The organism is Massilia glaciei (assembly GCF_003011895.2).
Classification (GTDB): domain Bacteria; phylum Pseudomonadota; class Gammaproteobacteria; order Burkholderiales; family Burkholderiaceae_D; genus Telluria_A; species Telluria_A glaciei.
Window position 1 is genome coordinate 123466 of sequence record NZ_PXWF02000202.1, and the last position, 11403, is coordinate 134868.

General features: G+C 64.4%; 14 protein-coding genes. 4 read left to right on the forward strand and 10 right to left on the reverse strand.

Going from position 1 to position 11403, the window contains the following annotated elements; all coding sequences use genetic code 11:
* Positions 1 to 145: 145 nt before the first annotated feature.
* Positions 146 to 1477 (reverse strand): leukotoxin LktA family filamentous adhesin, encoded by a 1332-nt coding sequence (locus C7C56_RS29860; RefSeq protein WP_229458738.1) that lies wholly within the window; start codon positions 1475 to 1477, stop codon positions 146 to 148.
* Positions 1478 to 1589: 112 nt separating this feature from the next.
* The gene (locus C7C56_RS12550) at positions 1590 to 2429 is read right to left on the reverse strand and encodes a SapC family protein (RefSeq protein WP_229458739.1); all 840 of its coding nucleotides are present in this window, start codon (positions 2427 to 2429) and stop codon (positions 1590 to 1592) included.
* A gap of 526 nt (positions 2430 to 2955) precedes the next feature.
* Between C7C56_RS12550 and C7C56_RS12555 the strand changes: the two genes are divergently transcribed.
* Positions 2956 to 3318 carry a GNAT family N-acetyltransferase gene (locus C7C56_RS12555; RefSeq protein WP_307719044.1) on the forward strand — a complete coding sequence of 121 codons (363 nt, stop codon included), beginning with the start codon at positions 2956 to 2958 and terminating at the stop codon, positions 3316 to 3318.
* On the opposite strand, the gene C7C56_RS12560 is transcribed toward C7C56_RS12555, so the two are convergent.
* Together C7C56_RS12560 and C7C56_RS12565 are read right to left on the reverse strand one after the other, a co-directional pair.
* The gene (locus C7C56_RS12560) at positions 3299 to 3595 is read right to left on the reverse strand and encodes a helix-hairpin-helix domain-containing protein (RefSeq protein WP_106757729.1); all 297 of its coding nucleotides are present in this window, start codon (positions 3593 to 3595) and stop codon (positions 3299 to 3301) included. The two genes, C7C56_RS12555 and C7C56_RS12560, sit on opposite strands and share 20 nt — an antisense overlap.
* Complete coding sequence (locus tag C7C56_RS12565) at positions 3585 to 4364, reverse strand: uracil-DNA glycosylase family protein (protein WP_106757730.1); 780 nt, start codon at positions 4362 to 4364, stop codon at positions 3585 to 3587. The genes C7C56_RS12560 and C7C56_RS12565 overlap by 11 nt, the downstream gene beginning before the upstream one ends.
* Positions 4365 to 4533: 169 nt before the next feature.
* On the opposite strand from C7C56_RS12565, the gene C7C56_RS12570 reads away from it, so the two are divergent.
* The gene (locus C7C56_RS12570; RefSeq protein ID WP_181373151.1) at positions 4534 to 4977 is read left to right on the forward strand and encodes a CBS domain-containing protein; all 444 of its coding nucleotides are present in this window, start codon (positions 4534 to 4536) and stop codon (positions 4975 to 4977) included.
* 225 nt (positions 4978 to 5202) lie between these two features.
* Here C7C56_RS12570 and C7C56_RS12575 read toward each other — a convergent pair whose 3' ends face one another.
* From C7C56_RS12575 to C7C56_RS12595, 5 genes are all read right to left on the reverse strand, one after another.
* On the reverse strand, positions 5203 to 5790 hold the full coding sequence (locus C7C56_RS12575; protein WP_370660203.1) for an NAD(P)H-dependent oxidoreductase: 588 nt from the start codon (positions 5788 to 5790) through the stop codon (positions 5203 to 5205).
* Between the two features lie 23 nt (positions 5791 to 5813).
* Positions 5814 to 6251: a universal stress protein gene (locus C7C56_RS12580; protein ID WP_106757733.1), complete on the reverse strand. Its 438-nt coding sequence runs from the start codon at positions 6249 to 6251 to the stop codon at positions 5814 to 5816.
* Between the two features lie 128 nt (positions 6252 to 6379).
* Positions 6380 to 7024 carry a maleylacetoacetate isomerase gene (maiA, locus tag C7C56_RS12585; RefSeq protein ID WP_106757734.1) on the reverse strand — a complete coding sequence of 215 codons (645 nt, stop codon included), beginning with the start codon at positions 7022 to 7024 and terminating at the stop codon, positions 6380 to 6382.
* Position 7025: 1 nt separating this feature from the next.
* The gene (locus C7C56_RS12590) at positions 7026 to 8048 is read right to left on the reverse strand and encodes a fumarylacetoacetate hydrolase family protein (RefSeq protein ID WP_106757735.1); all 1023 of its coding nucleotides are present in this window, start codon (positions 8046 to 8048) and stop codon (positions 7026 to 7028) included.
* Between the two features lie 8 nt (positions 8049 to 8056).
* Complete coding sequence (locus C7C56_RS12595) at positions 8057 to 8584, reverse strand: VOC family protein (RefSeq protein ID WP_106757736.1); 528 nt, start codon at positions 8582 to 8584, stop codon at positions 8057 to 8059.
* 88 nt (positions 8585 to 8672) lie between these two features.
* On the opposite strand from C7C56_RS12595, the gene C7C56_RS12600 reads away from it, so the two are divergent.
* Positions 8673 to 9611, forward strand: coding sequence for a LysR family transcriptional regulator (locus C7C56_RS12600; RefSeq protein ID WP_106757737.1), 939 nt, complete (start codon positions 8673 to 8675; stop codon positions 9609 to 9611).
* A 29-nt stretch (positions 9612 to 9640) separates the two neighbouring features.
* Complete coding sequence (locus tag C7C56_RS12605; RefSeq protein ID WP_106757746.1) at positions 9641 to 10207, forward strand: gamma-glutamylcyclotransferase; 567 nt, start codon at positions 9641 to 9643, stop codon at positions 10205 to 10207.
* Positions 10208 to 10338: 131 nt separating this feature from the next.
* Here C7C56_RS12605 and C7C56_RS12610 read toward each other — a convergent pair.
* Positions 10339 to 11403: PA0069 family radical SAM protein (locus C7C56_RS12610; protein ID WP_106757738.1), on the reverse strand; the 1065-nt coding region annotated here is incomplete at its 5' end.

Sequence of the window (11403 nt, forward strand, 5' to 3'; positions counted from 1 at the left end):
TCGATCACGGCGTTGGCGCCGAGCGTGATCTGGCGCCCCTTGACGAGCACATTGCCGCCGCCCGTGCGCAGCTTGGAGCCGGCGTTGAAGTCGACCTGCTCGCCTTCGAGGGTGACGGTGTTGGCGTTGCTCGTGAGGCTCGCGGTCAGGTCGACATCGGTAGCGCTGGCGTCGCTGCCGCCGACGGTGAGCTTCTTGTCGGCCTTGATGATGAAATTGGTGTTGCCGTTGGCCTGGATCGTGGCCACGGTGAGCTTGTTCTCGCCGGCCTGGGCCGCGTCGTTGACGATGTTGATGTTGTCGGGGTCGAGCAGCAAGATGCCCATCCGGCCGTGCGCGGCCGAGGTGTCGACGCGGCCGTCGAATTGCAGGCCGTCGCGGGCCGACACTTCGACCAAGCCGCCGTCGCCTGCCAAGGCGCCGCCGCGCGCGCTGACGGCGCCGAAGAAGCGGTTGCCTTGCTCTCCCCAGGCCAGCACCGTGCCGCCGGAACCGGTGGCGAGCGCGCATAGACGCGCGCGCCGTCGGCCCCGGCCATGGTGCCGAGGTTGATGGCGCCGCCGCCGTCGGTGCCGGCGGCGTCGATGCGCGCGCCCGCCGCGAGCGCGACGCTGTCGCCGAACACGGTGGCGCTGCCGCCGGCGCCGGCGCCGGCGCGGCGCGCGACGTCGATGCTGCCGGCCAGGGTGGCGGCGCCGTCGGCGACGATTTCGATGACGCCGCCGCGCTCTACGAGCGCGCCGGCGGCCGGCAGGCCGGAGGTGTTGACAGAACCGGCGAACGCGGCCTGGTGGGCGACGTCGGCGCCGGCTTTGAGGGCGCCGTCGATGTCGACCTGGGCCGCGCGCAGGCGGATCGATTGCAAGGCGTTGACGCGGCCGTCGATGCGGATCACGCCGTCGGCCGAATTGGGGGCCTCGCCCTGCAGCAGGCGGGTCACCGCGACCGAGGAGACTTCGCCGTCGGTGCCGATCACGCCGTCCATGAACTGGCGGGTCGGGGTGGCGACGGTCAGGCTGCCGACGTTGAGCACGCCGCTGGCGCCGACGATCATGCCGTGCGGATTGGCGAACATGACGTTGCCGCCGATGGTGCCGTCCTTGTAGCCGTTGACGATGCCGTTGATCAGGATCGGGCTGTCATAGACGAGGTTGAGCAGCGCCGTCGCGGCGCTTGGAATGTGCAGGTTGACCACATTTTTCTGGCCGACCTGGAAGTGCGAGAAAGCGTTAACCCCGACCGTGCCCTTGATGGTGCCGGTGGTGATGTCGGTCACATTTTTATTCACCTTCAACACGGTGGCGGTGGCGCCGGTCGGGACGATCAGGTTGCCGGCCTGGCCTTGCAGGGAGGGGCCGCCGAGGCCGACGCGAGGCAGGGGCGTTGCGGCTTGGGCAGTTCCGGCGGCGCCGCCAAAGGCGGTTATCAGCGCCACCGCCATCGCGGTATGACGCGGCGAGCGTGAATTCCAGTGCATGGTTGGTTGCGCCGAAACGTGATTCACTTTCGCTGATTGCGTCATGATTTATCCCTGTGATCGTTATTCGATGTGGTTTGGTAGCTATCTCGGGCGGCCGGACGGCACTGCCTTACTGGGGGGGCGCCTGCGCCGATGCCCGCTTGTCGGACCGTTCGCCCTTGCCCGCCTTGGCCGGCCGCTGGGCCGGAGCGCCGCGCGCGGCCGCCTCGCTTTCGGGCTTGGCCGGCGCGCGCATGCGTTGGTCCATGCGCTGCGCGAGCCGTTCGACGTGGGTCAGCGACATAAGATGGGCGTGGATCGCGACCAGCGCGCCGCTGCGGAACAGTGCCAGCACCTGCGCATCGTCGAGCGCCGCCAGTTTTTGCTGGTCGACGACGAAGATTCCTTCGAGCACCTGCTTCTGGCCACCTCGGTTGACCTCGATCGATTTCCTATCGAGCAGGCCGGCATCGGACAGTGTTTGCGCAAACAGCCTTGTCTGCTGCATCTCGGTGTGGAACAAGGTCAGGAAGGCGACGGCGCCCTCCAACAGCGGCGATTCGGCGCCGCCCTCGCCGAACAAGGGGTCGCCGCGCTCCGTGTTGAGCCCAGCGTACGATTCGTCGATGCAGACCGTCAGGTCCTCGCCCCCGCCTTCGGCCTCGGCCAGCACGAACGGATAGCGCCGGACGAAGGCGGGAAGGTACACGCCCTCCTGCCAGACGCCATTCGCGCCCACGAACAGATTTTCACTATCGCGCAGACCGACCAGCGCGGCCAGGGTGAACGGGCCGCCCTCCTTGCCGGTGAATACGATCGGGTAATCCTTGGCAGCCTCGGTCATTTCCGTCACCGCCAGCAGGATCGAATTGGTACGCCCGGCAAAGGAGAAATCGCCGCTGGTGTTGTCAAGTTTGAGATTGCGATGCCGCTCGCGGTTGAGTGCGGCCGGGCGTTCGTAAAAAATCATGGAAGTCAAAGTGAGTCCCTTTTTTCGATTGGTGGGGGGCGCCAAGGCGGTGGCCAATGGGAACTGCAGTGCGTGGCTCGCCCGCGCGGGGTCGGAAGGTGCTGGTGGAATAAAGGGTGGAACAAAGTCGGTGTCGGCCGGACAGGGCAAAGCTGCAAGTTTTTTGATTCCTCATTGTAACATTGACAATCATCCAAAACACACGAATTGAGGCCGGGCGCCATCGAAACAACGGGGCAAGTTAAGAATGATTACTATCCCAATAATGGCTTGAATTGCACAAGTGAAATCTATTCAATAGTCACCGCGACGGCATTTAGCGGAAAGGGCGAGGAAAAAAACCGGAAGAATAGAGGCGCCCCACGGTCCAGGGCGCCAGCTGGCGGCGCGCGGCGCCGGTGCTAGAATATTGCATTCTCCAAACATCCCCTCCTCCCGCCTGCCAAAAATGCCGCGTCCGAATAGCCTTTCATTCCGTCAAGCAAGTGAAACCGATATCCCTGCGATGTCGCGGATCCGATTGGCCGTGCGCGAGAACGTGCTGTCCGATCCGGCCCGCGTCACACTGCAGATGTACCGCGACTATCTTGATACGCTGGGACGGGGATGGGTCTGCGAGCAGGATGGTGAAATTGTCGGCTTCAGCTATGCGGCGCATGGGGATGCCTCGATCTGGGCGCTGTTCGTGCTGCCGGAGTGCGAGGGGCGGGGCATCGCCCGGCGCTTGTTGGCCCTGGCGACCGACTACCTGTTCGGTTTGGGCGAGCGGCAGGTCGTGTTGTCGACGGCGGCCGACACGCGCGCCGACCGCTTCTACGCGGCCCAGGGCTGGGCGCGCGGCGCGATGAAAGACGACCGGGAAGTGTTTTTCACGCTGCCGCGGCCTTGAGCATCCGCTTGCGCTGCTCGGTGAACGACCACCACGGCAAGGCCGGCCCGCCCTCCATGAAGCTGACGATCGACATGAAGGTGTCGAGCATGCACGGGTCGTGGCGCACGCCCGTCACGATGCACAGCTCCTCGTAGAGGTCGCAGGCGTTGCGGCCAATCAGCCCCTGCGGCGTTTCGATTCCAAGCTGGCGCAGATCGGCCGCGCAGGCCTTGCCGATATTGGGCAGCTGTTCCAGCCGTTCAAGCTTGTTACGGTCTACTTTGCTAGGGTTCATGGCTGGTCCGCAGTAATTGCATGGGGCCGAACAGGTCTTGCATTCCCCGGTGCTTGATGAACGTGAGATTGTATGGGTGCTCGGAACATAGCTGCGGACAAAGCGCCGCCTCGGGCAGGCGCTTGAGCTGTTCGGCGATTTTCCCCCACAGCACGAGCGTCGGCCGCTGTTCAGTTGCCGCAAGCGCGCCCAGCACCACCTGCAGGAACGGCAGCCAGGCGCGCGCGTCAATCGCGGGGGCCACGTGGGGCCGGAACACGAGCGCCGCGTTGAGCAGCAAAAAACCATGGCTGGTCAGATTTTCCTGAAGCTGGGCAAGGGTCTGGATGGCGCCGTCGGCGCGCGCCTTCCGGGCCACGGGCGCCATCGCCGCGCCGGCCGTGTCGCCCGGGTCCAGCTGGCCGTCGGCGACGAGCAGCATTTTGATGAAGTTGCGCAGCGAGGTCGCGCGGTTGACCGGTTTCGACAAACCGGTGTCGCACCAGAGCGCGCCGACGGCACCATCCATGAAGCACACGCCGGTCGCGCTTTCGGCGCGCGGATAGGGCCCCTCCCCCACCAGCACGTAACGCACGCGCGGCAGGGGCAACGCGAACGCGGCGAACAGTCTTTGTTCAGTGGGCAGGTAGGTGTCGGCGGCAAGCGCCGCCAGGTAGCCGGGTGTAGCGCGCTCGACCGCCGCGAGCCCCGCAAGCAGGTGCGGGCGCCACGCGGGGTCGGCGCGCTCCATCGCGGCGAGGATCGCGGGGGGATTTCGGGTCTCGGACATGGCGCGGCGAATGCTCAAAGCGCCGATTGTAGCGCAAGGTTCCACGGCCCAACTGCCTCATTTTGATGCATTTTCAACCATGCGGCGGTATTTCCCGAAACAGTGCATGATGCATTTCACCAGTTAGGAAATTCCTAACTCCTTATCTATCAAATAAATGGAGGCTCATATGCAAACTGTTTCAGAAGTCATGACCCGTGATGTTAAAAGTATTTCGCCAGAAGACAGCGTGCGCCGTGCCGCACAAATGATGGATGAGCTGAACGTCGGTTCGATCCCCGTCTGCGACGGTCCCAAGCTCGTGGGCATGATCACCGACCGCGACATCACCGTGCGTTCGACCGCTGCCGGCCAGTCGCCGGAAAGCACCCGCGTCGGCGACGTCATGAGCACCGATGTGCGCACCTGCTACGCGACCCAATCGACCGACGAGGTGTTGGAGCAAATGGGTGACGTCCAGATCCGCCGCGTCCCGGTGGTCGACCAAGGCGCGCATAGCCTGGTCGGCATCGTCTCGCTGGGCGACTTGGCAACCCAGAAATCGAACGGCATCGACAAGGCCTTGCTTGAAATTAGCACGCCTTCCGAGCCTGACCGTTCGGCCGCGCACTAAGTCACACTAAGTCACACTAAGTCACACTAAGTCACACTAAGTCACACTAAGTCACACTAAGTCGGGCAGGTCACGCAGGTCACGTTAAGTACGCGGCCTAAGTACACGGCCTAAGTACACGGCCTAAGTACACGGCCTAAGTACAGGGCCTAAGTACAGGCTTAAAAGCCGTCCCCTCGTGGGACGGCTTTTTTACGTCCGGTCCCTTGCGTCAGGCCCCTTGCGTCAGGCCCCTTGCGCGCCCAGCGTCTCCATTTTGGCAAGCCATTTTTCAGTGGCGGGCGGCCGCATGTCGCCGACCCTGCCGATGAGCGTTTCATCGACCGGGGCGATGCCGACGAAGCCGAGGATATTGCGCTCGAGCGACTTGACGCTGTGTGCGCGGAAGAACCAGCGGTACACCAGCGCGGGCATTCCCATGGTCACGACCACGCGCGCCGAGCGGCCGCTGAGCGCTTTTTTGGTCAGCGGGTTGCGCTTGCCCTTGGCAAACGCGAAGCCCGGCCGCGCAACCTGCTCCAGGAAGCCCTTGAGCAAGGCCGGCATGTCGCCCAGCCACAGCGGAAAGAACAGGACCAGATGGTTGGCCCATACGATCTCGTCCTGGGACCGCGCCAGCGCGGGCGGCACCTCGCCGTTCTCCCAGTCGTTCTGGCTGCGCAGCAAGGGGAAGTCGAGCCGGGCGACCTCGATGCGGTGCACCTCGTGGCCCGCTTCGGTCGCGGCCGACGCATAGGCGGTCTCGAGCGAATGGCACAAGTGGCCCGCGTTGGCGTCCGGGTGGCCCTGGATTAGCAATATGCGCTTGTGCATCACGCCCGCCCGCCCATGACCGGTTAGCGGAACACCAACACCGGGATCACGCTGTGCGTGAGCACCTTTTGCGTCTCGCTGCCGAGCAGCAAGCCCTCGAGGCCCCGGCGTCCGTGCGAGGCCATCGCGATCAGGTCGCAACGTTTGTCGCGCGCGACTTCGATGATGGCGTCGTAGGGATCGTTGGCGCGGACCATCACGGTATTGTAGGCGACACCCATTTGCTTGGCCTCGTTCACGATATACATCAAGGCTTTTTCCGCCTGCGCCTCGGCTTCTTTGACGTATTGCTCGCGCGAGTCGTCGAGCATGTCGGGGCTGATCGTGAAGGCGCGCGGCGGCCTGACCACGTGCAAGCCGCTCACGGTGGCGCCAAGTTCTTTGGCCAGACTCAGCGCGCCGTGCACGGCGCGCTCGGATCGATCCGAGCCATCGGTCGGCAATAGGATGTGCTTGAACATGCTTCCCCCCGTAAAAAACCTCACGCGACCACACGTAGTGCGTTCACACGTAGTTCGCCCGTGGCCTTAGTGTGGGCTTTCGGGGGGCCATGCGCCTTTGATCTGGATCAAAGGCGCGGGGGCGCACGCTACTCGGCGTCGTTTTGCTGCGACGGGTGCGCCGCGGCGAACGCGGGCAGTTCGGAACAGGCCGCGCCGATGCGCTCGACGGTCGGATAGGCCGCCATGTCGACGCTGAAACGCAGGGCGTTGAATACCTGCGGCACCAGGCAGCAGTCGGCCATGGTGGGCGTGTCGCCGTGGCAGAAGCGCCCCGTCTCGGGCGCGTGCGCCAGCTGCGTTTCGATCGCCGCCAGCCCCTCCCGCACCCAGTGCCTGTACCAGGCGGTCTTGGCGTCCTCGGAGACGCCGAGCGTGCCGGTCAGATACTTGAGCACGCGCAGGTTGGTGATCGGATGGATGTCGCAGGCCACCATTTGCGCCAGCGCGCGCACGCGCGCACGGTCGAGCGCGCCGTGCGGCAGGAGCGGCATGAAGGGATGCGTTTCCTCGAGGTACTCGATGATCGAGAGCGACTGGGTCACGGTGGCGCCGTCGTCCTGCAGGCTGGGAAGCAGCGCGCTCGGGTTGATGGCGCGATAGGCGCTTTGCAGGTGCTGGCCGCCATCTTTGACCAAGTGCACCGGCACCGCCTCGTACTCGAGCCCCTTCAGGTTGAGCGCGATGCGCACCCGGTACGCGGCCGAGCTGCGGAAATAGTCGTAGAGCTTCATGTCACTTGCGTCCTTCGTAGAGCGCGACACGCTGGTCGATCGCGCCGAAAATGCTGGCGCCGGCGTCGTCGTGCATTTCGATGCGCACGCTGTCGCCGAACTTGAGGAACGACGTTGCCGGCTTGCCGTTCTCGATGGTCTCGTACATGCGCACCTCGGCTAGGCAGCAATAGCCGACGCCGCCGTTTTCGATGCTCGATCCGTGCAGATTACCTTGCTTGTTTGAAACCGTGCCCGAACCGATGATGGTGCCGGCGGCCAGCTCGCGCGTTTTGGCCGCGTGCGCGATCAGTTGCGCGAAATTGAAGGTCATGTCCTCGCCCGCGTTGGGCTTGCCGAACGGCCGTCCGTTGAGCGTCACGTTCAACGGCAGGCACAGCTTGCTGTCCTGCCAGGCGCCGCCAAGCTCGTCGGGCGTGACGGCCACCGGCGAAAACGCGCTGGCCGCCTTGGACTGGAAGAAACCAAAACCCTTGAGCAGCTCGCCGGGGATCAGGTTGCGCAGCGATACGTCGTTGACCAGCATGACGAGGCGGACCGCGGCGGCGCACAGGGCCGCGTCGGCGCCCATGGCGACGTCGCCGGTGACGACGGCCACCTCGGCCTCGAGGTCGATGCCCCATTCTTCGGACAGCGCGTAGATCGGGTCGTAGGGGCCGATGAAGGAATCGGAGCCGCCCTGGTACATCAGGGGATCGGTGTAGAACGAGGCCGGCACCTCGACGTTGCGCGCCTTGCGCACGAGCTCGACGTGGTTGATGTAGGCCGAGCCGTCGGCCCACTGGTAGGCGCGCGGCAATGGCGAGTGGCATGCGGTTTCGACGAAGGCTTGCGCCGCCGGCGCCTTGCCCGCGTTGAGCTCGGCATAGAGTTGCTCGAGTTTGGGCGCGGTCGCGTCCCAGTTATCGAGCGCAAATTGCAGCGTCGGGGCGATCGCGCCCGCGCTTTGAAAGGTGCCGAGGTCGCGGCTGACCACCACCAGGGTGCCGTCGCGAGTGCCGTTTTTAAGTGTTGCGAGTTTCATCGTGTTCCTTAGTTTTTTTCGTGCATCCAGGCCGCGTGCTTCGGCGCTTTTTTGGTCAGGGACCATTCGTCCAGCATGTCCCATTTGACCTCGTCGAGCTTTTGCATCATTTCCGGCGTGCCCGTGTTGCAGCACAACTCGAGGCGGTGGCCGCTCGGGTCGAAGAAATAGATCGACTTGAATATGGTGTGGTTGGTCGGGCCGAGCACGTCGATGCCGGACGCCTCGAGGCTCGCCTTGGCCGCGAGCAATTCGTCCATGCTGCCCACTTCGAGCGCGAGATGCTGGACCCAGGCCGGCGTGTTGCCGTCGCGGCCCATCGGCGCCTGGTTCGGCAGCTCGAAAAAGGCGAGCACGTTGCCCATGCCCGCGTCGAGGAACACGTGCATGTAGGGATCGGGCGCGCCCGTCGACGGAACCTGGTCCTCGGCGATGGCGAGCACGAAGTTCATGTTCAGGTGCTTGACGTACCAGTCGACGGTTTGCTTGGCGTCGATGCAACGGTAGGCGACGTGGTGGACTCTCTTGATCTGCATGGCGTGCTCCTTCTATGTTTTCACCATTAGAGTCCAAAACTGACTATCATACAAACAATATTTATAACGCCATTTATCAGGCTATCTTATGAATCCCACCTTGCGCCAGATGCGCGCCTTCGTCGCCCTGGCCAAGACGGGCAACTTCACGCTTGCCGCCCAATACCTGCACGTGACGCAATCGGCGCTGTCGGGCCTGATCAAGGAGCTCGAACAAACGCTCGGCGTGCGCGTGGTCGACCGCAGCACGCGCAAGATCGCGCTGACCGAGGTCGGGCGCGAGCTCTACCCACTGTTTTCGAAGATGATCGACGACCTCGACGGCGCCCTGGTCAACATCGCCGACCATACCAAGCTCAAAAAGGGCATGGTCCGCATCGCCGCCCCGCAACTGATGTCGTGCACCCTGCTGCCGCAAGTCATCGCCGCCTACCGCGCCGCGCACCCCGACATCGCGGTGCGCCTGGTCGACTGCGCGTTGGAGAGTGTTGGCGCGCGCGTGTTCAGCGGCGAGGTCGATTTCGGCATCGGCCCCGAGCGCGAGCCGAGCGCGCAGATCGACGCGGACGTGCTGTTCGAGATGCCCTTCGTGCTGGTGTTTCCGCAGGGGCATCCGCTCGACAAGCGCGAGCGCGCCACCTGGGCCGATCTGGCCGGCTACCCGTTCATTTCGCTGCAGGGGCAGTTCACCGAACGCCTGCTCAGCGACATGCATTTGTCGACGCGCGAGGTGCCGCTCAACCCGGCCAACGAGGTGACCTTCATGACGACCGCGCTGGCGATGGTCAGCGCCGGCCTCGGCATCACGGTTTGCCTGCCCTACGCCGAGCCGCTCGTCACGCTTTACAAGCTGCAGATGCGCTTGCTGCACGAGCCCGAATTGACGCGCCGCTTTTTTGTATACACCCGCGAAAAGCGCTCTCTGTCGCCCGCGGCCGAAAGCTTTATTGCCTTCCTGTTCAACTATGTCGAATCCCACGATTGGAATATCCCGCCGGCCAACGCGCGCCGAGGCGGGCCGATATAATGGCGTCACGAAATCTTGGGATGCGCACCATGTCACACAACACCATCGCGATCAACCAGCGCATGGATAAATTCGACGACCACCACCGCGTGTGGTTGTTCGGCTATGGTTCGCTGATATTCAAGGCGGACTTCCCGTTTATTGAACGGCGGGCGGCGAGCATCCGCGACTGGACAAGGCGCTTTTGGCAAGGTTCGCACGACCACCGCGGCACCGAGAGCGCGCCGGGACGGGTGGCCACCCTGATACCGCAGGCGGACGCGGTGTGCGCCGGCATGGCCTACCTGATCACGCCGGAAGTGTTCGCCCACCTCGACCACCGCGAAAAGAACGGCTACCTGCGCCTTGCGACCGACATCTATTTTGAGGGCGGCGGTAGCGAGGAAGGCCTTGTTTACATAGCGACCGAAGAGAACGCCGCGTTCTTGGGCGAGGCGACCGAACTGGCCATCGCGCACCAGATCGCGGCATCGAGCGGCCCGAGCGGGCGCAACCGGGACTACCTGACCGACCTCGCGCACGCGCTGCGCGCACTCGGCATGGACGATGCCCATGTGTTCGCGATCGAGCGGCATTTGTCCGCGCTGGACGCCTGAAACATCCTGCGCCCCATATCCGGCCGGCTAGTGGCTTTGTGCATTTTTGTATTGCAAAGCCAACAGCTATTCAAATTTGCATGGATACGCCCCTCACGTGCTCAAAGTCGGCGTAGTGCAAAATTCGGCGACTACGAGAACAGGTCGAGTTGTCCCGTCGCATTGCCGCATTGCTTGGTCGGCACCGGCGGCACCACCGTGGGCCGCTTGAAGCGTGACGCGTCCAGATTCTCGAAGCGGCGCCCGTGCCGGCCGATGCCGAGCCGTTCGGTGGCCTTCACGAAGCGCTGACGGATGAGGTCGGCCCAGACACCCTCGCCGTGCATGCGCTTGCTGAAATCGCTGTCGTAGTCCTTTCCACCGCGCATCTCGCGCACCCGGTTCATCACGCGCTGGGCCCGGTCGGGAAAATGCGACTGCAACCATTCTTGGAACAAGGGATTGACCTCCCAGGGCAGCCGCAGCACGACGTAGTGGGCGCTCACCGCGCCGGCCGCGTGCGCCGCCTCGAGCACGCGCTCGAGCTCGGGCTCGGTCACGAAGGGGATGACCGGCGCCACGCTCACGCCGACGGGAATGCCGGCGTCGGTCAGGCGGCGGATGGTGCGCAGCCGGCGCGCCGGCGCGGCCGCGCGTGGTTCGAGCGTGCGCGAAATGGCGGGGTCGAGCGTGGTCAGGGTGATCGCGACCATGGCCTGCCGCTTGGCGGCCATGGCCGCGATGATGTCGATGTCGCGCTCGATCAGCGACGACTTGGTGATCAGGCCGACGGGATGCTCGCAGTCATGCAGGACTTCGAGCACGCGGCGCGTCAGGCCGCGTTCGCGCTCGCACGGCTGGTAGGCGTCGGTGTTGACGCCAAGCGCGATCGACTCGGGCATGTACGAGGCCTTGGCGAGCTCGCGCCGCAATAAATCGGGTGCGTTGACCTTGGCAAACAAGCGGGTTTCGAAGTCGAGCCCGGGCGACAGGCCCAGATAACTGTGCGTGGGCCGCGCGAAGCAATAAATGCAGCCATGCTCGCAGCCGCGGTAGGGATTGAGCGACACATTGAAAGGCACGTCGGGCGAGGCGTTGCGCGTGAGGATGGTTTTTGCGTACTCGTCGGTGACCACGGTTTTGAGCGCCGGCGGCGCGGCGTCGGGGTCGTCGTCCTCCGCCCAGCCGTCGTCGAAACGTTCGCGGCCGTTGAGTTC